Below are 21,314 nucleotides of genomic sequence, written 5' to 3'. Positions count from 1 at the left end.
ACCCTCAGACGATGTCGGGTTCAGCGAGGCGCGTGCGGCGCGAAGGGATGTCGACATGCTCGACTTTGGCTTCGATTTGCAGGAGCGCCGCGGCGAGCTGGCGCTGGGATTCACCGTCGGCAGTAGAGCAGAAGCGCGGCAGGTTGCCGGGCGGCGCGGCAGGGTTCTTGAACGCGTGCGCGTCGAGCAGGCGATCGAGTTGCCGCGCGATCGCCACGCTCGTATCGACGATCTGCAGGCGCTCGCCCGCGATGTCGCGGATCGCGCGGTCCAGAAAAGGGTAGTGCGTGCAGCCGAGTACGAGCGTGTCGGCGCCGGCGTCGAGCATCGGGGCGAGATAATTTTCGAGCAGCGCCATCAGCGCGGGCGACGATGTGTCGCAGCGCTCCACCGCCTGCACGAGGCCGTGTCCCGCCTGACAGATGAAGCGGCAATCGCCGGCGTACCGGTCGAGCAGCGACTGAAAACGGGCAGAGCGTAAGGTAACGGCGGTGGCCAGCACCCCGACCACGCGCGACTTCGACACCGCCGCCGCCGGCTTCACGCCAGGCTCCACGCCGACGAGCGGAATCGGCAGACGTTCGCGCACGAGCGCGATCGACTGCGCGGTGGCCGTGTTGCACGCGACGACCAGCGCCTTCGCGCCCTGTCCGACGAGCCATTCGCCGATCGCCATCGTACGGTCGACGATGAAATCGTCGTCGCGCTCGCCGTAGGGCGCGTGCAGCGAATCGGCAACGTAGATCAGGCGCTCGTGCGGCAAGATCGCGCGCACGGCGCGCAGCACCGACAAACCGCCGAGTCCGGAATCGAAAATGCCGACCGGCGCGCTCGCGTCAGACGCGGCACGCTCGTTCGGCATCGGGTGAGGCGCTACGCCGGACATTCGATTATTCGTGATCGCCCATCATGGTCTGCTGGTAGTTCTGGATGCCGACCTTGTCGATCAGATCCAGTTGCGTCTCCAGCCAGTCGATGTGCTCTTCGGTGTCGTGCAGGATCTTTTCGAAGACTTCGCGCGAGACGAAGTCACGCACCGACTCGCAATAAGCGATGGCTTCCTTGCAGGTCGACTGGGAAATCTGTTCGAGCTTCAGATCGCATTCGAGGATTTCCTTGGTCTCTTCGCCGATCAGCAGCTTGTGCAGGTCTTGCAGATTCGGCAGGCCGTCGAGCATGAACACGCGCTGAATGAGCCAGTCGGCGTGCTTCATCTCGCCGATCGATTCGTCGTATTCGTGCTTGTTGAGCTTTTCGAGGCCCCAATGCTGATACATCCGCGCGTGCAGGAAGTATTGATTGATCGCGGTCAGTTCGTTCTTCAACTGCGCGTTCAGAAATTCGATGACTTTCGCGTCGCCTTGCATGATTTTATTTCCTGTTCGTAACGTGGGGCTGTTGGAAAGATAAACCTTGAGTGTGTCTATGCCAAGGTTAGATAGAAATTTTTTGTTTCAGACGAAACTGAGAATGAAAACCCTTCTCACTGGCGGCGTTTCCAAAGAAAAGAGCCGGACATGTCGCCCGGCTCTTTTCAGTGACTAAGGGCGATTTACCGCCATTGTGCAGCGATTAGGCCGTCGCGACCGGAATCTTGCCGATCTTCGCCTGCCATTCGGCCGGGCCCGTCTTGTGGACCGACGTGCCGCTCGAATCGACCGCCACCGTCACCGGCATGTCCTGTACGTCGAACTCGTAGATCGCTTCCATGCCGAGGTCTTCGAATGCGAGGACTTTCGCCGCGCGGATCGCCTTCGACACGAGATACGCCGCGCCGCCGACCGCCATCAGATACGCCGCCTTGTGATTCTTGATCGCCTCGATCGCGACCGGGCCGCGCTCGGCCTTGCCGATCATGGAGATGAGGCCGGTTTGCGCGAGCATCATCTCGGTGAACTTGTCCATGCGCGTGGCCGTGGTCGGGCCCGCCGGACCGACGGCTTCGTCGCGCACCGGATCGACCGGGCCGACGTAATAGATCACGCGGTTCGTGAAATCGACCGGCAGCGGTTCGCCCTTCGCGAGCATGTCGGCGATGCGCTTGTGTGCGGCGTCCCGGCCCGTCAGCATCTTGCCCGAGAGCAGCAGCGTCTGGCCCGGCTTCCACGCTGCCACTTCTTCCGGCGTCAGCGTGTTCAGGTCGACGCGCTGGCTCGTCTCCGTGTTCGGCTGCCACGTGACCTTCGGCCATGCGTCGAGCGGCGGGGCTTCGAGCTTCGCCGCACCGGAACCGTCGAGCGTGAAATGCGCGTGGCGGGTCGCCGCGCAGTTCGGGATGATCGCGACCGGCTTCGATGCCGCGTGCGTCGGCGCGGCCATGATCTTCACGTCCAGCACGGTCGCGAGGCCGCCGAGACCCTGCGCGCCGATGCCGAGCGCGTTCACCTTTTCGTGCAACTCCACGCGCAGTTCCTCGATCCAGTCCTGCGGGCCGCGCGCGATCACGTCCTGAATGTCGATCGGGTCCATCAGCGATTCCTTGGCCATGACCATCGCCTTCTCGGCCGTGCCGCCGATGCCGATGCCGAGCATGCCGGGCGGGCACCAGCCGGCGCCCATCGTCGGGACGGTCTTGAGAATCCAGTCGACGATCGAATCCGACGGATTGAGCATCGCGAACTTCGACTTGTTCTCCGAGCCGCCGCCCTTGGCCGCGACCTGAACGTCGACCTTGTCACCCGGCACGATCTCGTAGTGGATCACGGCCGGCGTGTTGTCCTTCGTATTCTTGCGGCCGCCTTCGGGCGGGCTCACGATCGATGCGCGCAGCACGTTGTCCGGGTTCAGATAACCGCGGCGCACGCCTTCGTTGATCATGTCGGTGACGCCCATCGTCGCACCGTCCCATCGCACGTCCATGCCGACCTTCACGAACACCGTGACGATGCCCGTGTCCTGGCAGATCGGGCGCTTGCCTTCCGCGCACATGCGGCTGTTGGTCAGGATTTGCGCGATCGCGTCCTTTGCGGCGGGGCTTTCTTCCAGCTCGTAGGCGCGGCCGAGCGCCTGAATATAGTCGAGCGGATGGTAGTAGCTGATGTACTGCAGCGAATCGGCGATGCTCTGAATCAGGTCTTCCTGCTTGATGACTGTCATGGCTTGGGCTCTGGGGGACAAAATATCTTGTGTGCGTTCTGTCGGACGCTTCAGTCGAGCGCGCCGCGGGGCGCGATGGTTTCGCTGTGAAAGTGCTTCGGATGCGTATGCGTGGTCAGCCGGTCGACATACGCCATGACGAGCGCGGAAACGAGGAAGGCGACGTGAATGATCACCTGCCACATCACCGTGTGGAACGTATGCTGGTCAGGGTTGATGAAGGTTTTCAGCAGATGGATCGACGAGATGCTGATGAGCGCCATCGACAGCTTCACCTTCAGCACGCCCGCGTTGACATGATCGAGCCACTCGGGTTCGTCGGGGTGGCCTTCCACGCCGAGGCGCGACACGAAAGTCTCGTATCCGCCGACGATCACCATGATGAGCAGGTTCGAGATCATCACCACGTCGATCAGGCCGAGCACGACGAGCATGACGTTGGTTTCGTCGAGCGTCATCGCGTGCGTGAGCAGGTGCCACACTTCCTTCAGGAACAGGACGACGTAGACGCCTTGCGCGACGATGAGGCCCAGATAGAGCGGCACCTGGAGCCAGCGGCTCATGAAGATGACTTTCGGCAGCACTTTCATCGGGCCGGCCTGCGAGCGCGAGGCGGGAGAATGCTTGGGAGCGGACATGGGCGGCTTATCAGTCGGGGCGGGTCGGACCGGAAATGATGACTGGCGAATAAGACGAGCCAAAACGTGCAATGCGCGTGCGATGCGCCGGCGAGCGCGTGTTTTGGCGCATTCGCGGTGTCGGGAAGCCCGCTATTGTAGCGTTTACACGCGTGGACTTCCCAGAACCTTTCAGAATCCGCCGATCATCCGCCGAGCCGGTTTCAAACGCCCGTTTCGCGCGACACGGAGCCGGTCGTGCGCGCCTTCAGGCTCGCGAGCGCGATGCCCGTCACGACGCACGCGAGGGCGATGCCGTGCGCGAGCGTCGGCCGTTCGTCGAGGAAAGCGATGCCGTAGAGCGCCGCCGCGACCGGCAGCACGGCGCAGAACACGCCGGCGTGACTGCCGTCGACGTGGCGGATGCCCTTCATCCACAGCCAGAACGAGAAGATGCTGGCCGAGAGCCCGTACCACAGGACGAGCGCCCACGTCTCCCACGCGACGCTCGTCCAGTCGAAGCGTGCGAGCGAACTTGCGCCGAGCGGGAGCATCAGCAGCAGCCCGATCGCATGCGTGTATGCGCAGATGTCGATGGCGGGCAGCGTCTGCGTGAGACGGCGCGACAGGATCACATACAGCGATTCGCAGCACACGGCGCCGAGCACCATCAGATTGCCGGGCAACGAACTCGCGCCCGAATCGCCGCTCTGAGCGACGTTGATGACGAGCACGCCCGCGATCGCCAGTCCGATCGACGCGAGCGCGCGCGAACCCGGTCTCTCTTTGAGGAAGAGCCAGGCGAAGAGGGCGACCACGGCCGGAATCGTGCTCGTGATGACGCCCGCCGCGACCGCGCTCGTGCGCGCGACGCCGTTTAGCATCAGCAGCGTGAAACCGAACGTGCCGAAGAACGCCTGCAGGAAAAGGTTGACCCATTCGCCGCGCGCGACGCGCTTCATCTTCGACCAGCGCAACAGCGGCCAGAGCACCGCGAGCGCGATCACGAAGCGCAGCAGCGCAAGCAGAGGAACAGGAACGGAAGCGACGATCGATTTGCCGATGCCGACATTGCCTCCGACGAGCAGCATGGCTGCAATCAAAAGAAAGGCGTAGCGATTCAAGCTGGATACCGCGCGGGTAGTTCAGTTACGATTGTGGGCACGCATTGTAGAAGCCGCGCGGACTCCGTGTATACCCCGTGCCTGCTGGGCCGGCCACGTAAGAAGCGGGTAAGTTGAGCGGCTTATCTTGAATTCAATGCAGGATGTCATCGGTGCACGAATGTGCCGTGACATTCCTCAGCGCTGCTTCGGCGCGGTAAAAGGGAGACAAGGTCGGAACTGGAAACGCCGCGCGTTTTCCGTTCTCGAACCTCACAAACACGCGGTGCACGCAGCCCATTCAGCGATGCGCGCGCCGCCGGATTTCGGAAACACCATCAGGAGAGGTTGTCGATGTCTGCGATCGAATCGGTTCTTCAGGAAAAACGCGTGTTCCCGCCGTCAGCCAAGGCAACGGCGGGTGCGGCAATCTCCGGCATGGACGCCTACAAGGCGCTCGTCGCGGAAGCGGAGCGCGACTACGAAGGCTTCTGGGCGCGCATCGCGCGCGAGACGCTCGCCTGGCACAAGCCCTTCACCAAAGTGCTGGATGAATCGAAAGCGCCGTTCTACACGTGGTTCGAGGACGGCGAGTTGAACGCGTCGTACAACTGTCTCGACCGTCATGTCGAAGCGGGCCGCGGCAACGAGAACGCGATCATCTTCGAAGCCGACGATGGCGCCGTCACCAATGTCACCTATCAGGACCTGCTCGATCGCGTCTCGCGCCTCGCCAATGCGCTCAGGAAGCGCGGCGTGAAAAAGGGCGATCGCGTCGTGATCTATCTGCCGATGTCGGTGGAAGGCGTGGTCGCCATGCAGGCGTGCGTGCGCATCGGCGCGACCCATTCCGTCGTGTTCGGCGGCTTCTCGTCGAAGTCGCTGAACGAGCGTCTCGTCGATGTCGGCGCGGTCGCGCTCATCACCGCCGACGAACAAATGCGCGGCGGCAAGGCGCTGCCCTTGAAGAGCATCGCCGATGAAGCGATCGCCGCGGGCGGCTGCGAGAAAGTGAAGGACGTCATCGTGTATCGGCGCACGGGCGGCAAGGTCGCGTGGACCGAAGGCCGCGACGCGTGGCTGCACGAGATCGTCGAGAACGAATCGACCAAGTGCGAGCCGGAATGGGTGAGCGCGGAGCATCCGCTCTTCATCCTCTATACGTCCGGCTCGACGGGCAAGCCGAAGGGCGTGCAGCACAGCACGGCGGGCACGCTGCTGTGGGCCGCGCAGACGATGAAGTGGACCTTCGACATGAAGCCGGGCGACATCTTCTGGTGCACGGCGGACATCGGCTGGATCACGGGGCATAGCTATATCGCGTATGGGCCGCTCGCCATCGGCGCCACGCAGGTGATGTTCGAAGGCGTGCCCACGTATCCGCACGCGGGCCGCTTCTGGGAAATGATCGACCGCCATAAGGTCACGATTTTCTACACCGCGCCCACGGCCATCCGCTCGCTTATCAAGGTTTCCGAAGCGGACGCGAAGGTGCATCCGAAGAGCTACGATCTGTCGACGCTGCGCATTCTCGGCACGGTCGGCGAGCCGATCAATCCGGAAGCGTGGATGTGGTATCACGAGAACGTCGGCCGAGCGCAATGCCCGATCGTCGATACGTGGTGGCAAACCGAAACCGGCGGCCATATGATCACGCCGCTGCCGGGCGCGACGCCGCTCGTGCCGGGTTCCTGCACGCTGCCGCTGCCGGGCATCATGGCGGCAGTCGTCGATGAAACCGGTCAGGACGTGCCGAACGGGCAGGGCGGCATTCTGGTCGTGAAGCGTCCGTGGCCGTCGATGCTGCGCAATGTGTGGGGCGACCCGAAGCGCTATCAGACTAGCTACTTCCCCGAAGAACTCGGCGGCAAGCTGTATCTCGCCGGCGACGGCGCGGTGCGCGACAAGGAGACCGGCTACTTCACGATCATGGGCCGCATCGACGACGTGCTGAACGTCTCCGGCCACCGCCTCGGCACGATGGAGATCGAGTCCGCGCTGGTCTCGAATCCGATCGTCGCGGAAGCGGCGGTCGTCGGCCGGCCGGACGATACGACGGGCGAAGCCGTGGTCGCGTTCGTGGTGCTGAAGCGCTCGCGTCCGGAAGGCGACGAAGCGAAGCAGATCGCCACGGAACTGCGCAACTGGGTCGGCAAGGAGATCGGTCCGATCGCGAAGCCGAAGGACATCCGCTTCGGCGAGAACCTGCCGAAGACGCGTTCGGGCAAGATCATGCGGCGTCTGCTGCGCTCGCTCGCGAAGGGCGAGGAGATCACGCAGGACGTCTCCACGCTGGAAAACCCCGCAATCCTCGATCAGCTCGGCGAAGCGCGCTAAGCCGCGAACGGCCGCCGCCCGCCGAGGGCGGCGGTCTTTCCTGATTGCCGATGACACGCGGTTTTGCTACAAAGCCGCATGTCTTCTCCCGCCGATTCCTCCAATCCGCCGTCCGCTGCGCCGCCGTCCGTATCGGCGGCGATGGCGCGCGCGCATCGGCGTTACTGGCGCTTCAACATCGCGCTGATCGCCGTGTTGATGACGATCGGCCTCGTCGTCTCGTTCGGCCTACCGCTCTTTGCCCAGCGTTTCGAGCACGTGCGCGTCGCCGGCTTTCCGCTGCCGTTCTACTTCGGCGCGCAGGGTGCGATTCTCGTCTACGTCGCGTTGATCTTCGTCTATATCGTGCTCATGCAGATGGCCGATGCGCGTCTCTCGCGCGCCGTCCGCGCCGAACAGGGCGACGCATGAAGCTCACCAATCGGCTCATCGTCTACTACGCGCTCTATACGCTCGGCTTCCTGCTGTTCATCTTCCTGATGGAGCGCGTGGAGCGCACGACCGGACCGGGCACGTGGATCGGCTATGTGTTCCTGTTCGTGCCGATCGCGGTGTATGCGGTGATCGGCCTGTTGTCGCGCACCTCGGATCTCGTCGAATACTACGTGGCCGGACGGCGCGTGCCATCCGCGTTCAACGGTATGGCGACGGCGGCCGACTGGCTCTCGGCCGCATCGTTCATCGGCCTGGCGGGGTCGATTTACGCGAGCGGCTACGACGGCCTCGCTTACGTAATGGGCTGGACCGGCGGCTACTGCCTCGTCGCGTTCCTGCTCGCGCCTTACGTGCGCAAGCTCGCGCGCTACACGATTCCCGATTTTCTCGGCACGCGCTTCTCCAGCAACCTCGTGCGCGCGCTCGCGGCCATCGCGGCGATTCTCTGTTCGTTCGTCTATCTGGTCGCGCAGATCCAGGGCATCGGGTTGATCGCGTCGCGCTTCATCGGCATCGAGTTCTCGATCGGCATCTTCTGCGGTCTCGCGGGCATTCTCGTGTGCTCGTTTCTTGGCGGCATGCGCGCGGTGACATGGACGCAGGTCGCGCAATACATCATCCTCATTAGCGCGATGCTGATTCCCGTGTCGATGATCGCGCATCGCGAAGGGCTCGGCTGGTTTCCGCAATTCAACTATGGGCGCGTGATGGAGCGCGTCGAAGCGCTTGAGCGCGCGGTCGCCGCATCGCCTGACGAAGCGCGCGTGCGCGCCGACTATCAGCGACAGGCCGCGCAGATTCAGCAACGCATCGGCGCGCTGCCACGGTCGTTTCACGACGAGCATGCGCGCCTCGCCGCCGAGATCGCGGACCTGCGCCGGCATAACGGGCCGCTGCGCGAGATCAATGAGCGCGAACGCGAACTCGCGGCGTTTCCGCGCGATCCCGCCGATGCGCAAGCCAAATGGTCGCGCGAACGCGATGCATTGATCGAGCGCGTCGCCGCGCCCGTGCCGATGGCCAAGGCGTTCGCGCCCGGTTCGGCCGGCGACGAGAGCCCGCGCGTGCATCAGGTCAACTTTCTGGCGCTGCTCTTGTGTCTGTCGATCGGCACGGCGAGCCTGCCGCACATCCTTACGCGCTACAACACGACGACGTCGGTATCGTCGGCGCGGCGCTCGGTCGGGTGGACGCTGTTTTTCGTCGCGCTTTTTTATCTCACGGTGCCGGTGCTCGCCGTGCTCATCAAGCATGAAATATTGACGGGGATCGTCGGCCATCGTTTTGCCGATCTGCCGCAGTGGGTCACGCAATGGCGGCGCGTGGAGCCGTACATGATCCGCATCAGCGACGTGAACGGCGATGGCATCGTGCGCTGGGCCGGCATTCAGATGCAGCCGGACATGGTCGTGCTCGCGGCGCCCGAAATCGCCGGATTGCCGTATGTGATCTCCGGGCTGATCGCGGCCGGTGCGCTGGCGGCCGCGCTTTCGACGGCGGATGGGCTGCTGCTGACGATCGCCAATGCGCTGTCGCACGACGTGTACTACTGCATGGTCGATCGCCGCGCGTCCAGCCAGCGGCGCGTGACGATCTCGAAGATCCTGCTGCTCGGCGTGGCGCTGCTCGCGTCGTATGTGGCGTCGCTGAATGCGGGCAATATCCTGTTTCTGGTCGGCGCGGCGTTTTCGCTGGCGGCGTCGAGTCTCTTTCCGGCGCTCGTGCTCGGCGTTTTCTGGAAGCGCACGACGCAGCGGGGCGTCGTCGCGGGCATGATCGCGGGACTCGTGGTCTGCGTGTACTACATCGTGTCGACGTATCCGTTCTTCATGCAACTGACGGGTTTCGCGGGGCCGCGCTGGTTCGGCATCGAGCCGATCAGCTCGGGCGTGTTCGGCGTGCCGGCCGGTTTCGCGGTGGCGATCGTGGTGAGTCTTTTCGATCGCAAGCCGGATGCGTACACGCGCGCGCTCGTCGATTACATTCGTCATCCGTAGGGGCTGGCGCGGGCGCGGGAAGTTGGTATAATCGCGGTCTTCCGGAGAGATGGATGAGCGGTTTAAGTCGCACGCCTGGAAAGCGTGTATAGGGTCAAACCTATCGGGGGTTCGAATCCCCCTCTCTCCGCCAGAATCTCAAGCCCTTGATCTCCAAGGGCTTTTCTTTTTTCGCGCGCTGAGTCGGCCGCCGTGAAGGGCACGTCTGCCCGATAAACGCGAAACCCCGCGCGCCGCTCTTCGAGTCTCGCGCTGTGCGAATCGAAACATGAGCCCATTCGTCATTCCCCGGCGCTCCAACGTTTCCGCCGAATACTCCCGATCGACGCCGAAAAAATTCGGATAACTGATCGAATATTGCCGCGCAATCGATCGACAACCGAGCCAACGAGAAGCAGGCGAAAAGGATTGTCGTAAGAGTGATGGGCGCCGGTATGGATGCGCCTCTGATAATGCTCGATGAACTCTTGCACATGGCAGGGCGCAACGGCCCATGCAACCCATCTCTTACGACATTCAGAAGGATAGTCGATGCGGGCAAGAAAGGAATCGGATCAATCGCGTTTATGCGAGCGACAAACCTTTCAATCGCCGCACGGTTCAGCGGCGCACCGGCTTGTCGGCAAACGCCGCAACCGGATCGTCCTCCGTCGCGATGACCGCGGTTTTAGCCGACGCTTTACGTGTCGTCTTCTTACTTTGCGGCTGTGCAGCGGACTTTGGCTGGGCGTGCGTGATCTTCGCGTCGGATATCCATTGTTCCGTGTATGTCGCGCTTGCCGGCGCGGCGCTCGAAAGAAGCGCTACGGCCACCGGTATTAAGAGCGTGCTGGGTGTTCGCATGGTCGGGAGGGTTTTTGAGCGGTGAGGCATCACGAGGCGATGCCGGACGTCGCATGCGGTGTCGTTCGGCGCGAACGAACGCGCTCCGCATGAGGTGCGGAGCGTCGCAAGAACGGAAGGCCTGAATTTAAGCGGCTCCGACACCAAAAAACGCTCGGACGAATCCTATTACCTCGACGCGCGACGATCCTTTACTTTCGGATGCGATGCCTTCACGCGAAGAGTCGCGAGTCCGCGCCAGAATGCGCGCCAGCGACGCGGCGTGACGACGCGCGCTGCATCCATGTCGCGCTGCCAGGTTGCCTTTTCCTGTTCGTCGCGCGCCTGAGCGACGAGTGTCCCGAAGTACATGGCAACCTCCCTTGGCGGATATCCATGACGAAAGGCGCCGCCGTGTGCGACCGCCATGCGTTCAGGATGCCGACGCTTCTGCCATGGCGAAACCCTAATTACGCTGGGAGGGCAAAGTCACGCGGACATGTGCGAAAGGAGGGTGTCTACGCGCGCGTCAGACGAGATGAGGCAATGAGCGCAGGCACTTCACCGCCGCGCGCGCTTCGTCGCGGGCTGCCTTGTTGAGCCAGCGCACCGCTTCATCGACGGCGCTCTTGGCGTTCAGCCCCGGCGCGACACGCCGCAAGACGGCCTCGCTCGCGAGCACGTCGTGGAGTCGCGCAAGCGCGGCTTCGGCCGCAACGAGATGCGCCAGCGTATGCCAGTGTCCGCGTTCGAGCACCGGCGCGAGCAATCCAGCCAGCATTGAAGTTTCGTCGCCGCTTCCTCGATGCCGTGCAACGTCTTCCCATCCACGCGCTTCATTTGCGCCGCGCGATGTTTCCGCTTGCTGATCAGGTCGTCGGCGAGCGCGACGCGCTGGCGCGCGAACGTCTCCAGCGTGCGATCTTCACCGCGCGCTTCGAGACGCGCCGCCGCGCATCCGCGAGCGCGCGACGCAGCCGCACATCGACGTGTGCGTTGCGCAGCGTCACGCACGTCATCGCCGACGCTGCGCGCCGTTCCCGCCGAAGCGCGCACGACCGGTTCGATGCGCGCGCAATTCGCGTCGGCCTGCGAAAGCAGATCGCACGCGGCGTCTAGTTCATGCGGCTCGCCCGCGATGTCCGCACGACGCTTGAAGCGCTTGCGAACTACGCGCGCTTCCTTTTCGTCGAGCCCACCACCGCGCGCGCAGCCGCCGAAGCGTCGAGCGAAGCCGTTCGAGCAATTCGACGTCGGCGCGCTCGGCCATCAGTTCCGTCTGCTGGAAGGCAACGTCTGCGAGCGGAGCAGTTAGCATGGCGAAAGCATCCGCGATGGCTTGATCGCGAAGCGAGAAAGGGATCGGAGATGCGCAGGCCCGCCGCAGCGGGGCGAGGGCCGAGCGAACTGCTCAGGCTCTTGCCTTCAGGCATTCGGCGGACGGCCGGTCTTGACCGTTTCGAGCGCCTTGATCGCTTCGACCAGGCGTTTCTCCGGCGCGGCGTCAAGCATCGCGAGCGCGGCGCGCAGCAGTTCGCTCTTCTTCACGCGCAGGCCGCTCTTCTGGCACTTGTCCTTGAGCTTGGCGATCTTCGCGTAGTCCGACTTGGGCATCGTGAAGCTGTCGCGCACGACTTTTTCCTTCTTCACGCGCTTGGTTCTCGCGCTGGCTTTGGGCTGGGTCTCGACGGGCTTGGTCGCAGCGGCGGCTTCGACCGAAGGCGTCTTTTCGGCTTTCTTCGCGGCCGGTGCTTTTGCGGCCGGCTTCTTCGCGGTCTTCGGCGTCGTGGTCGCGGCCTTCGTCTCGGGTTCCGGCGTCGCGGTTGTCTTCGTCGGCGTCTTCTTGCTGAGCTTGCCGTCAGGCTTCGTGGATGCGGGCGCGTTTTCCGCAGGGCTCTTGGGGAAATTGAACGCCTTCGTGGTCGGCGCTTTAGCTTGCGGTGTGCTCATCCGTTCTCTCCTGCCGTGTGTGGAAAAAAACAGTATATACGGTTTAAGGACGCGCGCGTTTGGTCGAAGCATCCGCAAAATGCGTGTCGCTTCAACGGGATAGATGCCCGGCCCTCGACCTATCTACACGCCCGTCCACCGAAACTGTGGATAAAGCGGTTAGCAAGGCGGCGTAGGATAGTTCGGCGTTTCGAGCGTGCCTATAACGGTGAGCTGAGACGCGAATCGCGTCGTCTTGGCCATACGCATCGACGCGCAGGATGCGCATGCAGGCAGCGTTGTTGTCGCCGTCCCGCCAAATCGCGGGCCCTTCAAGGCGACAAGCCTGGAGGCCAAGTTCGCGCAGATACGACGCGCGGCCCGCGAAGCCCATATTGGCGAATTCGATGCCGCGCCGCCGACGCCGCTCGATGCGATCTCGAACCGTCAACGAAAACGCCGGTGCGTGGCCGGCGTCGTGGACGAAACCGCGCGCCGGGGTCCTTACTGCTTGATCGCCCCAGTCGATTTCGAATCTCCCGGCTGAGCCGGCGACATCCCTTGCTCGCGCTGCTGCATCAGCGTGCCGCCGCTCGACGTGCCGGACTGCACGCCGCCCTGCGACGAGTCGCCCGTGCGCGGGCTCGGCGTCGGTTCGGTTTTGCCGGGTTGCATTTGCTGCTGGCGCTGCATCAACTGATCGCGCGACATTTCTTGCGAAAGCGCGCTGGTGCTGGCCAACGCGAGGAGCGCGCCAGCGATCACGGTAGTGGTTCTCATGTCTGTCTCCTTGAGTCCGACGCCTGTCGCGCCGCTTACAGATAGTCAGCATCGAACGTGCCACCGGCGTTGCACTAAGACTGTCCTTATTTATGTCTTACACGATAATAAATGGTCGATAAAAGTATAGGATGTCGAAAAGGCGATTAAGGCTGCGGGTCTATTCAATTCGCGATCCGATCAATCCCGAATTGCCGGAATCCTGCTAAGAGCCTGGGCGCCACGGAGTCCCTGATGTTGATCACACTGAGCGGTTTATTGGAATGGCACGATCGCTTACCGGAACAGTCGGTTGAAGAAGCGCAAATGGTGCGTGCGTTGATTGCGCTTCGAGAAGCGGAATTGCGCACGCGCATCGCAGATTTGATCGCCTTGGTCAGCGAGCGCGAGAACTGGAAACTACAACGTTGCGCGGCGATTGCACGGCGCGTCGAGCAAACTCCCGTTCAGCATCTCGAATCGATTCAAGAGTTTTTCGAAATTCGCGATAAGGGCCATCAGCGTACCGAAGCATCCACTGTTCTGTCCGATTTATTCGCGGACGAGATACGCGACGCCGATGCACCCCGCACGCCACTGCCCGCGCCTGCAGCCGCGAGCGTAATTCCGCCCATGCCCACGGCGGTCGTCAACCTGCACCATACAATGGGCACGCTCGAATCGCGCGTTGCCGGTACGCCGGGAGTCGCGTGCGGACTGCCGGGCGTCAGGATTATGCGCGTGGTCGCATTGATGTCTAAAGCCCGCTCCGCGAAGGTCGCGAAGATTAGAATGAGCGGAAAACAGATGTTTTATCGTCACTCTTGAATCGTGATAGTTTCATTCGGCGCATTCTGATTTTCTCCGCGCTAATGCAGAGTGATTGTTGCCTGCATCCATTAGATTCGAACAGCGCATGCCGATGTTCCGCGTCTGCATCGAATTTACTTCATGAAGGTCGGTAGGAGACTTGGCCGGCGATCCATCGTGAAAGCCTGCTGAGTAGACGAGGGCGCGTGCTCGATGAAGCACGTAATCGACAGCGCGTCGCCGCGCAGGCGCAACCCAAGAACCACTCCGCCATCCTCATCAACTCAACACGACCGTTCGTAAAAGCGCTCCGACTTCGCCCACCCACCGATAACGCCGCCCGCATTCGTCCGAAGAAAACTTCTCGATCTCGCGTAGAATCGCCCCTTCGGGCGGCTAGTCGATTCTTTCGGCATACTCCGCACCGAACTTCGCAATGTATGTGCTGAGCCCGCGCCCGGCGCGGGCCAGTTGCTTCATTTCCTCGACGCGCGCGCGACCGGGCACGCGATAGTCATACAGGTATGTCCCGCCGCTGACGAAGCGCACTTTAATGCCGTCGTGCAGGATGTCGAATGCTTCGACCCCCGAATTGCCGGCGAGATTTCGATAAGGCTGCATGGTGTCCTCAGACGCGAGCGCACGCAAACGATTGCGCGCTCGAAGGGCCTAAAGTTTCGTCGGCGGGGACCGTTATGGATGTCATGGATAAAGACCAATTCCCGTTCCTCGACTCGGACGATCCGCACTTTCAGCACGCTCGCGCGCTGAGCCTCTCGGTCGGTGCGATTCGCCGCGCGCAGGGCAAGTGCAGCCCCAACGACTTCCCGGTCGGCTCGCTCGAATGGCACTTCGCCATCGAGGACTTCGCGGGCGACGTCCTGCGCGCGCTGATGGGCGAGACCGAAGGCGTCGACATCCAGGTCGGCGAGCGTCCGCGCGACTGACTGCGCGCCGCGCGCCTTTACGACCGCCCATCGGCGGCGATTCCCGTTTTGTTATAGCTTCACGCCGCCCGCTTCAGGCGCATCCACGCCGCCGGGCGGGATCGCGCCGCTCGGGCTGACGTCGCCCGGCCGGCTGCTCGACCAGTACGGCTCGCGGCCATAGTGCTGATGCACGGTGCTCGCCCAGACGTGATCCGCCATTGATGGCCACGAATCCTTGTCGAAGCCCGGCGAATTGCGCACTTGCTCGGCCGTCGCATCGATCTGGAAGCAGTGGCTGTCGGTATCGAGCGTGAGCGCGCTCCACGGCACAGCAAGCAGCTTGTCGCCGATGCCGAGAAAGCCGCCGCTCGACAGCACCGCATACGCGACGCGTCCGCTCGTCACATCAAGCATGATTTCCTTCAGCGAGCCGACATCGTGGCCGTCGCTGCTCCTCACCGAATTGCCGTCGAGCGTGCTCGCCGCCATGACATCGGGTCCGGGGCCCGCGGCCGTCGCCGCGCCCTTGCCGACGATCTTCGCACCCGCCGAAGTCGGTTCCATAGGTTGACTCATGATCCGCTCCTCGTTGACCGTTGTGGGACACGCTTTCGTCAGCAACGGCCGTACCCGTGGCGCGTCACGGCCCTCTGCTAAGCTCGGGTTTTGTTCAATCCGTCCGCTGCCCATGATCGCTTTAGATGAATTGCTGGTTGTCGCTTACAAGAAGGAGCGCATGCAGAGCCGCCGGCTCGCCAAAGGCGCGGCGATTTCCGAGCACGCGGCGCTCGTCAGAACATTGCAGAAAGCGGCGGGCGAGCAATCCTTGCGTAATTTCATCGATGCGCGCCACGCCGCGCAAGCCCGAAACGCCGATGCGCTGCGTTCGCGCGAAGCCCGGCGCGCCGAGCGGGCGAGCCGGACGAAGCAGGGCGGTATCGAGATCGAAACAAGCGGCTGGCGCGGCTGGTTCGACGGCAGCGCGCTGCCCAATCCCGGGCGGCTGGGAATCGGCGGCGTGCTCGTCGGGCCGCTCGGAGAGACGGTGGAGATCAGCGTCGCCGCAGGCATGGGCGACAGCAGCGCGGCGGAATATCTCGCGCTGATCGCGGTGCTCGAAGCGGCGCTGCGCGAAGGGGTAACGGATGCGGTGATCTACGGCGACAGCCGCGTCGTGATCGACGACGTGAACGCATCGGGCGGCGTGGGCATCCGCTCGCTCGCGCATCAAGCCGCGCGCGTGCGGGCGTTGATCGCGCAAATCGGCGATGTGCGGCTGCAATGGATACCGCGTGCGCGCAATGCCCGCGCGGACACGCTGTCGCGCGCTGCGCTCGACCCGGCGCGCGCGTCGGCCGAGGCGGCTTGACTCAATTCATCGATTCATCACTTCAGATCGCGGACGTCCGTTGTCGGCGTCTCGCCGAATGCATCGCTCAAAAGGTAGTCGACGACTTTACGCGCCGACGCCTCGGGCGTCGCGAGCTGACCGTCGCGCTTGAGCGCGTCGAAGCGTTCGCGCATCGGGAAGCGTTCGAGATCGACGCCGCGGATTTCGGCCTGCATGTCGGTGTCCACGACGCCCGGCGCGACGCTGCAGATGCGCAGAGCGCGATTGCCGTCGAGCGCGACCGCGCGTGCGTGATGATCGAGCGCCGCCTTGGTCGCGCAGTAGATGCTCCATCCGGGGTAGGCGTTGCGCGCCGCGCCGCTCGATATGTGCACGATGCGCGTATCGGTTGCTTGGCCGCTCGCCTGGGCCACGGCCGACGCGAGCATCAGCGGAGCGGCGACGTTCACGCTCACCGCTCGCGCCACGGCGGCCGGTTCCTGATCCACGAGACTGCCGACCGGCGCGAGCATGCCCGCATTGTTGACGAGCAGCACGCGTGTTGCCCCGGAGACGAAGCGAGATAGCGTCTCGCCCGACAGCCATTCGGTGAGCTTCGGCAGATCGGCGAGATCCAGTTCGACCTCGTGCAACTCGCCGGGATGGCGCGCGGCGAGTTCGTCGTTGCGCTTTCGGGAAATCGCGAGCACTTCGGCGCCTTGCGCGAGCAGCAGCGCCGCGAGCGAGGCGCCGAGTCCACGCGTATGGCCAGTGAGGATGACGCGAATCGGATGGGACATGAGCAGGATCGGGTTGGCTGAAGTCGTACCGATTCTAGCGGCCACGCGTCGGCTATGCTCAAACGCGCGGTTCCTGCAAGACGGTCCGGCGCGGAATACGGTCGTTCGTTGGTTCCTGGACACAGATGCGAGCGGGCATCTTTTTTTGACTGACAAGCTCCGTCACAAAACTGACAATCACCCTGATAAGAGAACTACCGGAGCCTTTCATGCCGAACAACCGCACAGCGTCGCGAACTGCGTCGTCGATCTCCGAGTCCGGTCTCGCCGTCGCGCGCGGCAAGCGCTCGCTGACATTTTCGATGGCGGTTTGCGCGACGCTCATCGGCTCGCCGGCGGCGGTCTGGGCGCAGAGTTCGGTGCAGCTTTACGGCGAGCTCGACGCCGGCATCGCGTACACGAACAACGTGGGCGGCCAGTCGAAATATCGTCTGACGAGCGGCACCATCGACGGTAGTTACTGGGGGCTGCAAGGCACCGAGGACCTGGGTGGCGGCGCGCGTGCGATCTTCCGGCTCGAACGCGGCTTTTCCGTCGCGACGGGCGAAGGCCTGAACGATCATCCGATGTATGTCGGCATCGGCTCCGATACGCTCGGCACGATCACCTTTGGCCATCAGTACGATTCGATCCACGATTATTTCCAGAGCTTCACGCTGACCGGCAACACGGGAGGCACGGCGTTCGCGCACGTCCTCGACAACGACAACGCGAACAACTCGTTTCTCGCGTCGAACTCCGTCAAATACACCAGCGCCAGTTACGGCGGACTGAGCTTCGGCGGCCTCTACGCGTTCTCCAATCAGGCAGGCGGATTTTCGGACAATCGCGCGTACAGCGTCGGGGCCAGCTACTCGGCGGGTTCGTTCAACGCGGGCGCCGCCTACCTGCACAACAACGGGCGCGGCAACACGACGAGCGGCGCATACGACTCGCTCGCGCTGCCCGGCCCGGGCAATTCGATCTTCAACGCCAACGTGCAGCAGCAGAACACATTCGGCGTCGGCATGAGCTACGAGATCGGCGAATTCACATTGAGCGGCGCGTTTTCCCGGGCGATCAACTCAGGCGTCACCGATGCGGATACCGGCGACCTGATGCCGTCGCTCGCGCTCAACAACTACGAGATCAACGGCATCTACAAGCTGACGCCAGCCATTCAGCTTTCGGGCATGTACGTGTACACCAACGGCGGCGGCGCGCACTGGCACGAGGGCGCGCTTCAAGTCGACTATTTGCTGTCCAAGCGCACGGATGTGTATCTGGAATCGGTCTATCAGCGCGCCTCGTCGGGCGCGCCGGCCGTGATCAACACCAACGATCCGTCGAGCGGGCGCAATCAGCTGATGCTGAGCACGGGTATCCGTCATCGTTTCTGACACTTCTAGGAGCGGCGCGCGCGTGCTAACTTGACGTCTCGATTTCGCCGTCAGCAGGTGTCCCGTGTCGCTCCAGACCTTCTCTCTTTTCGTGCCCGCGTGCTTCGCGATCAACATGGCGTTCGGGCCGAACAACGTGCTGTCGTTGTCGAACGGCGCGCGCGATGGCGTGCGCGCTTCGGTAGTGGCATCGTTCGGGCGGATCGCCGCATTCGCGATCATGATCGCCATCGCGGGACTCGGACTCGGTGCACTGTTGCTCGCATCGCAGACGCTCTTCACGGCGCTCAAGTTCGCCGGCGCGGCGTACCTCGTCTGGATCGGCGTGAAGCTGATCCGCTCGGGACCGACGCTCGTCGCCAGAGAGGAGGGCGAGCCGCGCGGTCCGATGAATCTCGCCCGGCTCACCAAGCAGGAATTCTGGGTCGCGGCCGGCAATCCGAAGGCGATACTCGTCTTCACGGCTTTCTTTCCGCAATTCGTCGATCGCAGCGCGTACGCGACGAGCTTCGCGATTCTCGGCGCGACCTTCCTGCTGCTCGAAATGGTGGCCATCTTCATTTATGCCGCGTTGGGCGCACGTCTGGGTTCCCTTTCGCGCGGCGCGCGCGGTTTCACATGGTTCAATCGCGTGAGCGGGGCGCTTATGATCGGCTTCGGCGTCATGCTCGCTTTCGTGCGCCGGCCCGCGACCTGAATCCGTAATATCGAGACTGAATTAATCGCGCGAATTATCACATTGAGTCATGGGAATTAACGGCACATTAAGTCATTGAGCCATTCCCGAGTGGCGCGTACACGAATAACAACAAAATGCGCCGCTCTCGAATCGCAATAAGCTTGCGATTCGCTTAACCGCGCATACGCGAGAAGCCGATCGCGAAAACGAAAGGTCCATGAGCGTTCCGACCTCCGCGTGCCCGGCGACGTTACGTCGCGCGCTTGCCGCTTGGCGATTCCCCGATACTTGCTCGTCGTCTGCCTGTTTAGCCCGAGCAATGAAAGCCAACGCCACGCGTCACCGCTGTTTCGCGATCGATAACAATCGAATGTCTCCGATTTGCGATAATGCGCGAATAAACGCCCGCTTGTCCATATGACGATTTCGCAGGGCAATTCGCGCGCTTCGCTTGTTTCGTCATCGTGTGCAATCGGCATCCTGAAATACGCCGATTCGCCCACCGCTGTTTGAAGGATCTTCCCCGATGCTTACTCACTCGCCCCGCACCTCGCAGACGCGCTCGTTCACGACCGTCTGTCTAATCGAAATGTGGGAGCGTTTCGGCTATTACGGCATGGCCGCGCTGCTCGTGCTGTTCATGGTCGACAAGATCGGTTTCACCGATGAGCACGCCAACCTGACCTGGGGCGCATTCACGGCGCTCGTCTTCTCGGCGCCGTCGATCGGCGGCTGGATCGGCGATAAGGTGCTCGGCGCGCGCCGCACCATGACCGCCGGTGCGGTGGTGCTGGCGCTGGGCTATCTGATGCTCGCGCTTCCGATCGACACGCTCGGCTTCATGTATGCGTCGCTCGGCGTGATCGTCGTCGGCAACGGGCTTTTCAAGTCCAACGCGGCGAATCTCGTGCGCCGTATCTACGAAGGCGACGACGCGCGCATCGACAGCGCGTTCACGATCTACTACATGGCGGTCAATATCGGCTCGACGTTTTCGATGCTGGCGACGCCGTGGATCAAGGATCACTGGGGCTGGCACGCCGCCTTCGCCGTGTGCAGCGGCGGCATGGCGCTCGGTCTTTTGAATTTCGCGGCGATGCGTCGCACGCTCGCGCAAGTCGGCTCCGCGCCGGACGATGAGCCGATTCGCTGGAAGCACGTGTTCGCGGTGGCGGTGGGCGGTATTGCGCTGGCGGCATCGACCGTGTTCATCCTGCAGCACAAAACGGTGGCTGTCGCGTGCGTCTACGCCGCCGGCGCCGCAATTCTCGCGATCTTCGGTTACATGCTGACCAGGTGCGACCGCAGCGAGCGCGCGGGTCTCGTCGCCGCTTTGATTCTCACGCTTCAGGTCATCCTGTTCTTCGTGTTCTACCAGCAGATGTCGACGTCGCTCACGCTGTTCGCGCTGCGCAACGTCGATCCGTCGTTCTCCATCGGCGGGGCCAAGTTGTTCACGTGGAGCGCGGCGCAGTTTCAGGCGCTCAACCCGATCTGGATCATGCTGTTGAGCCCGATCCTCGCGTTCCTCTACACGCGACAGGCACGGCGCGGCCGCGCCATGTCGGTGGCGGTGAAGTACGCGCTCGGCTTCGTTGTCGTGGCGATCGGCTTCTTCGTGTTCGGTCTGAGCGGGCGTTATGCGGTGGATGGGCGTGTGTCGTCGTGGTTCATGGTGGCGGGCTACGGCCTCTATTCGCTCGGCGAATTGCTCGTGTCGGGCCTCGGCCTCGCGATGATCGCGCGATACGTGCCGGCTCGCATGAGCGGCTTCATGATGGGCGCGTATTTCGTCGCCACGGGCGTGTCGCAGTATCTCGGCAGTGTCGTCGCGAATTTTGCACGCATGCCGGCCGGCAATCTGGAGCCGCTGCAATCGCTGCCGCTTTATACGCATCTCTTCTTCGGGCTCGGCTGGCTCGCGGCCGGCGGCGCGGTGGTAGCGATGGCGCTCTTGCCGGTGCTCGGCAAGCTGTCGTGGGCACATCAGCGCGCGATGGAGCAGGCCGTCGGCGCGGACGCGAACAAGCACGTGAAGCCCGCAGCAAAGTTGAATGCAAACAACGTTTGACTTTGGGGAATGCTTCGGTCTATAATTTAATTCTTCAGACGCGGGGTGGAGCAGTCTGGCAGCTCGTCGGGCTCATAACCCGAAGGTCGTAGGTTCAAATCCTACCCCCGCAACCAGTTTCAAAAAGCAAAGAGCCCGGTTCAGCCGGGCTCTTTGCTTTTGTGCGTTCGTCTTCGTGCGTCGTCGATCTATCGGAGTGAATTCGCAACGCCGCGCGGTCG

At 63.0% G+C, this 21,314-nt stretch carries 24 protein-coding genes and 2 tRNA genes; 14 read left to right on the top strand and 12 right to left on the bottom strand.

Annotated elements, in window-relative coordinates:
- Positions 1-4: 4 nt before the first annotated feature.
- The 5 genes from murI to AWB82_RS18425 form a co-directional block, all read right to left on the bottom strand.
- Complete coding sequence (murI, locus tag AWB82_RS18445) at positions 5-886, bottom strand: glutamate racemase (protein WP_086969677.1); 882 nt, start codon at positions 884-886, stop codon at positions 5-7.
- A 4-nt stretch (positions 887-890) separates the two neighbouring features.
- Positions 891-1,367 carry a bacterioferritin gene (bfr, locus tag AWB82_RS18440; protein WP_086969675.1) on the bottom strand — a complete coding sequence of 159 codons (477 nt, stop codon included), beginning with the start codon at positions 1,365-1,367 and terminating at the stop codon, positions 891-893.
- A gap of 205 nt (positions 1,368-1,572) precedes the next feature.
- Positions 1,573-3,096, bottom strand: a complete 1,524-nt coding sequence (locus AWB82_RS18435) for a fumarate hydratase (RefSeq protein ID WP_086969673.1) — start codon at positions 3,094-3,096, stop codon at positions 1,573-1,575.
- 50 nt (positions 3,097-3,146) lie between these two features.
- The gene (locus AWB82_RS18430) at positions 3,147-3,734 is read right to left on the bottom strand and encodes a TIGR00645 family protein (RefSeq protein ID WP_086969671.1); all 588 of its coding nucleotides are present in this window, start codon (positions 3,732-3,734) and stop codon (positions 3,147-3,149) included.
- Between the two features lie 203 nt (positions 3,735-3,937).
- A complete protein-coding gene (locus AWB82_RS18425) occupies positions 3,938-4,837 on the bottom strand; it encodes a DMT family transporter (RefSeq protein ID WP_086969669.1) in 900 nt (299 codons plus the stop codon).
- Positions 4,838-5,170: 333 nt separating this feature from the next.
- Here AWB82_RS18425 and acs point away from each other — a divergent pair, with 333 nt between their 5' ends.
- From acs to AWB82_RS37155, 5 genes are all read left to right on the top strand, one after another.
- A complete protein-coding gene (gene acs, locus AWB82_RS18420; protein ID WP_086969667.1) occupies positions 5,171-7,153 on the top strand; it encodes an acetate--CoA ligase in 1,983 nt (660 codons plus the stop codon).
- A gap of 78 nt (positions 7,154-7,231) precedes the next feature.
- Entirely contained in the window at positions 7,232-7,564 is a 333-nt protein-coding gene (locus AWB82_RS18415; RefSeq protein WP_086969665.1) for a DUF4212 domain-containing protein, read from the top strand.
- Complete coding sequence (locus AWB82_RS18410) at positions 7,561-9,585, top strand: sodium:solute symporter family protein (RefSeq protein ID WP_086969664.1); 2,025 nt, start codon at positions 7,561-7,563, stop codon at positions 9,583-9,585. The genes AWB82_RS18415 and AWB82_RS18410 overlap by 4 nt, the downstream gene beginning before the upstream one ends.
- Before the next feature lie 43 nt (positions 9,586-9,628).
- Positions 9,629-9,718: transfer RNA gene (locus tag AWB82_RS18405), tRNA-Ser, on the top strand.
- Between the two features lie 360 nt (positions 9,719-10,078).
- Positions 10,079-10,453 carry a hypothetical protein gene (locus AWB82_RS37155; protein WP_143756769.1) on the top strand — a complete coding sequence of 125 codons (375 nt, stop codon included), beginning with the start codon at positions 10,079-10,081 and terminating at the stop codon, positions 10,451-10,453.
- A 143-nt stretch (positions 10,454-10,596) separates the two neighbouring features.
- On the opposite strand, the gene AWB82_RS18395 is transcribed toward AWB82_RS37155, so the two are convergent.
- Both AWB82_RS18395 and AWB82_RS38345 read right to left on the bottom strand, forming a co-directional pair.
- On the bottom strand, positions 10,597-10,779 hold the full coding sequence (locus AWB82_RS18395; RefSeq protein ID WP_086969660.1) for a hypothetical protein: 183 nt from the start codon (positions 10,777-10,779) through the stop codon (positions 10,597-10,599).
- Between the two features lie 157 nt (positions 10,780-10,936).
- Positions 10,937-11,188 carry a hypothetical protein gene (locus AWB82_RS38345; RefSeq protein WP_235023343.1) on the bottom strand — a complete coding sequence of 84 codons (252 nt, stop codon included), beginning with the start codon at positions 11,186-11,188 and terminating at the stop codon, positions 10,937-10,939.
- Here AWB82_RS38345 and AWB82_RS38340 point away from each other — a divergent pair.
- Complete coding sequence (locus tag AWB82_RS38340; protein ID WP_235023342.1) at positions 11,188-11,526, top strand: hypothetical protein; 339 nt, start codon at positions 11,188-11,190, stop codon at positions 11,524-11,526. The two genes, AWB82_RS38345 and AWB82_RS38340, sit on opposite strands and share 1 nt — an antisense overlap.
- Positions 11,527-11,832: 306 nt before the next feature.
- Here AWB82_RS38340 and AWB82_RS18385 read toward each other — a convergent pair whose 3' ends face one another.
- Positions 11,833-12,357 (bottom strand): hypothetical protein, encoded by a 525-nt coding sequence (locus AWB82_RS18385; protein ID WP_086969658.1) that lies wholly within the window; start codon positions 12,355-12,357, stop codon positions 11,833-11,835.
- Between the two features lie 235 nt (positions 12,358-12,592).
- On the opposite strand from AWB82_RS18385, the gene AWB82_RS37150 reads away from it, so the two are divergent.
- The gene (locus AWB82_RS37150; RefSeq protein ID WP_143756766.1) at positions 12,593-12,883 is read left to right on the top strand and encodes a hypothetical protein; all 291 of its coding nucleotides are present in this window, start codon (positions 12,593-12,595) and stop codon (positions 12,881-12,883) included.
- Here the strand turns inward: AWB82_RS37150 and AWB82_RS18380 are convergent.
- Positions 12,841-13,116 carry a hypothetical protein gene (locus tag AWB82_RS18380; RefSeq protein ID WP_086969656.1) on the bottom strand — a complete coding sequence of 92 codons (276 nt, stop codon included), beginning with the start codon at positions 13,114-13,116 and terminating at the stop codon, positions 12,841-12,843. The two genes, AWB82_RS37150 and AWB82_RS18380, sit on opposite strands and share 43 nt — an antisense overlap.
- Before the next feature lie 234 nt (positions 13,117-13,350).
- On the opposite strand from AWB82_RS18380, the gene AWB82_RS18375 reads away from it, so the two are divergent.
- Entirely contained in the window at positions 13,351-13,923 is a 573-nt protein-coding gene (locus tag AWB82_RS18375) for a hypothetical protein (RefSeq protein ID WP_086969654.1), read from the top strand.
- Positions 13,924-14,301: 378 nt separating this feature from the next.
- Here the strand turns inward: AWB82_RS18375 and AWB82_RS18370 are convergent, their stop codons facing one another.
- Positions 14,302-14,553, bottom strand: a complete 252-nt coding sequence (locus AWB82_RS18370; RefSeq protein ID WP_407643011.1) for a hypothetical protein — start codon at positions 14,551-14,553, stop codon at positions 14,302-14,304.
- Between the two features lie 56 nt (positions 14,554-14,609).
- Between AWB82_RS18370 and AWB82_RS18365 the strand changes: the two genes are divergently transcribed.
- Positions 14,610-14,852, top strand: a complete 243-nt coding sequence (locus tag AWB82_RS18365; RefSeq protein ID WP_086969767.1) for a hypothetical protein — start codon at positions 14,610-14,612, stop codon at positions 14,850-14,852.
- A 51-nt stretch (positions 14,853-14,903) separates the two neighbouring features.
- Here the strand turns inward: AWB82_RS18365 and AWB82_RS18360 are convergent, their stop codons facing one another.
- Positions 14,904-15,410, bottom strand: a complete 507-nt coding sequence (locus AWB82_RS18360) for a PRC-barrel domain-containing protein (RefSeq protein ID WP_086969652.1) — start codon at positions 15,408-15,410, stop codon at positions 14,904-14,906.
- A 112-nt stretch (positions 15,411-15,522) separates the two neighbouring features.
- On the opposite strand from AWB82_RS18360, the gene AWB82_RS18355 reads away from it, so the two are divergent.
- Positions 15,523-16,203: a ribonuclease HI family protein gene (locus AWB82_RS18355; protein ID WP_086969650.1), complete on the top strand. Its 681-nt coding sequence runs from the start codon at positions 15,523-15,525 to the stop codon at positions 16,201-16,203.
- A gap of 17 nt (positions 16,204-16,220) precedes the next feature.
- Here AWB82_RS18355 and AWB82_RS18350 read toward each other — a convergent pair whose 3' ends face one another.
- Complete coding sequence (locus AWB82_RS18350) at positions 16,221-16,964, bottom strand: SDR family oxidoreductase (RefSeq protein ID WP_200818138.1); 744 nt, start codon at positions 16,962-16,964, stop codon at positions 16,221-16,223.
- A 302-nt stretch (positions 16,965-17,266) separates the two neighbouring features.
- Here AWB82_RS18350 and AWB82_RS18345 point away from each other — a divergent pair, with 302 nt between their 5' ends.
- From AWB82_RS18345 to AWB82_RS18330, 4 genes are all read left to right on the top strand, one after another.
- Positions 17,267-18,343 carry a porin gene (locus tag AWB82_RS18345; RefSeq protein ID WP_086969763.1) on the top strand — a complete coding sequence of 359 codons (1,077 nt, stop codon included), beginning with the start codon at positions 17,267-17,269 and terminating at the stop codon, positions 18,341-18,343.
- Positions 18,344-18,407: 64 nt separating this feature from the next.
- Positions 18,408-19,040, top strand: a complete 633-nt coding sequence (locus AWB82_RS18340; RefSeq protein ID WP_086969648.1) for a LysE family translocator — start codon at positions 18,408-18,410, stop codon at positions 19,038-19,040.
- A 508-nt stretch (positions 19,041-19,548) separates the two neighbouring features.
- Positions 19,549-21,093, top strand: coding sequence for a peptide MFS transporter (locus tag AWB82_RS18335; protein WP_086969647.1), 1,545 nt, complete (start codon positions 19,549-19,551; stop codon positions 21,091-21,093).
- A 39-nt stretch (positions 21,094-21,132) separates the two neighbouring features.
- A tRNA-Met gene (locus AWB82_RS18330) sits at positions 21,133-21,209 on the top strand.
- Positions 21,210-21,314 lie beyond the last annotated feature (105 nt).

The sequence above is a fragment of the Caballeronia glebae genome (assembly GCF_001545035.1).
In the GTDB taxonomy this organism is placed as follows: Bacteria; Pseudomonadota; Gammaproteobacteria; order Burkholderiales; family Burkholderiaceae; genus Caballeronia; species Caballeronia glebae.
This window is presented reverse-complemented; position numbering and strand designations above follow the sequence as displayed.

Excerpts from the sequence above, each read along its gene's own strand:
- murI (WP_086969677.1), bottom strand. The coding sequence starts at position 886 with ATGTCCGGCGTAGCGCCTCACCCGATGCCGAACGAGCGTGCCGCGTCT.
- bfr (WP_086969675.1), bottom strand. The coding sequence starts at position 1,367 with ATGCAAGGCGACGCGAAAGTCATCGAATTTCTGAACGCGCAGTTGAAG.
- AWB82_RS18435 (WP_086969673.1), bottom strand. The coding sequence starts at position 3,096 with ATGACAGTCATCAAGCAGGAAGACCTGATTCAGAGCATCGCCGATTCG.
- AWB82_RS18430 (WP_086969671.1), bottom strand. The coding sequence starts at position 3,734 with ATGTCCGCTCCCAAGCATTCTCCCGCCTCGCGCTCGCAGGCCGGCCCG.
- acs (WP_086969667.1), top strand. The coding sequence starts at position 5,171 with ATGTCTGCGATCGAATCGGTTCTTCAGGAAAAACGCGTGTTCCCGCCG.
- AWB82_RS18415 (WP_086969665.1), top strand. The coding sequence starts at position 7,232 with ATGTCTTCTCCCGCCGATTCCTCCAATCCGCCGTCCGCTGCGCCGCCG.
- AWB82_RS18410 (WP_086969664.1), top strand. The coding sequence starts at position 7,561 with ATGAAGCTCACCAATCGGCTCATCGTCTACTACGCGCTCTATACGCTC.
- AWB82_RS37155 (WP_143756769.1), top strand. The coding sequence starts at position 10,079 with ATGCAACCCATCTCTTACGACATTCAGAAGGATAGTCGATGCGGGCAA.
- AWB82_RS18395 (WP_086969660.1), bottom strand. The coding sequence starts at position 10,779 with ATGTACTTCGGGACACTCGTCGCTCAGGCGCGCGACGAACAGGAAAAG.
- AWB82_RS38345 (WP_235023343.1), bottom strand. The coding sequence starts at position 11,188 with ATGCTGGCTGGATTGCTCGCGCCGGTGCTCGAACGCGGACACTGGCAT.
- AWB82_RS18385 (WP_086969658.1), bottom strand. The coding sequence starts at position 12,357 with ATGAGCACACCGCAAGCTAAAGCGCCGACCACGAAGGCGTTCAATTTC.
- AWB82_RS18380 (WP_086969656.1), bottom strand. The coding sequence starts at position 13,116 with ATGAGAACCACTACCGTGATCGCTGGCGCGCTCCTCGCGTTGGCCAGC.
- AWB82_RS18375 (WP_086969654.1), top strand. The coding sequence starts at position 13,351 with ATGTTGATCACACTGAGCGGTTTATTGGAATGGCACGATCGCTTACCG.
- AWB82_RS18365 (WP_086969767.1), top strand. The coding sequence starts at position 14,610 with ATGGATAAAGACCAATTCCCGTTCCTCGACTCGGACGATCCGCACTTT.
- AWB82_RS18360 (WP_086969652.1), bottom strand. The coding sequence starts at position 15,410 with ATGAGTCAACCTATGGAACCGACTTCGGCGGGTGCGAAGATCGTCGGC.
- AWB82_RS18355 (WP_086969650.1), top strand. The coding sequence starts at position 15,523 with ATGATCGCTTTAGATGAATTGCTGGTTGTCGCTTACAAGAAGGAGCGC.
- AWB82_RS18350 (WP_200818138.1), bottom strand. The coding sequence starts at position 16,964 with ATGTCCCATCCGATTCGCGTCATCCTCACTGGCCATACGCGTGGACTC.
- AWB82_RS18345 (WP_086969763.1), top strand. The coding sequence starts at position 17,267 with ATGGCGGTTTGCGCGACGCTCATCGGCTCGCCGGCGGCGGTCTGGGCG.
- AWB82_RS18335 (WP_086969647.1), top strand. The coding sequence starts at position 19,549 with ATGCTTACTCACTCGCCCCGCACCTCGCAGACGCGCTCGTTCACGACC.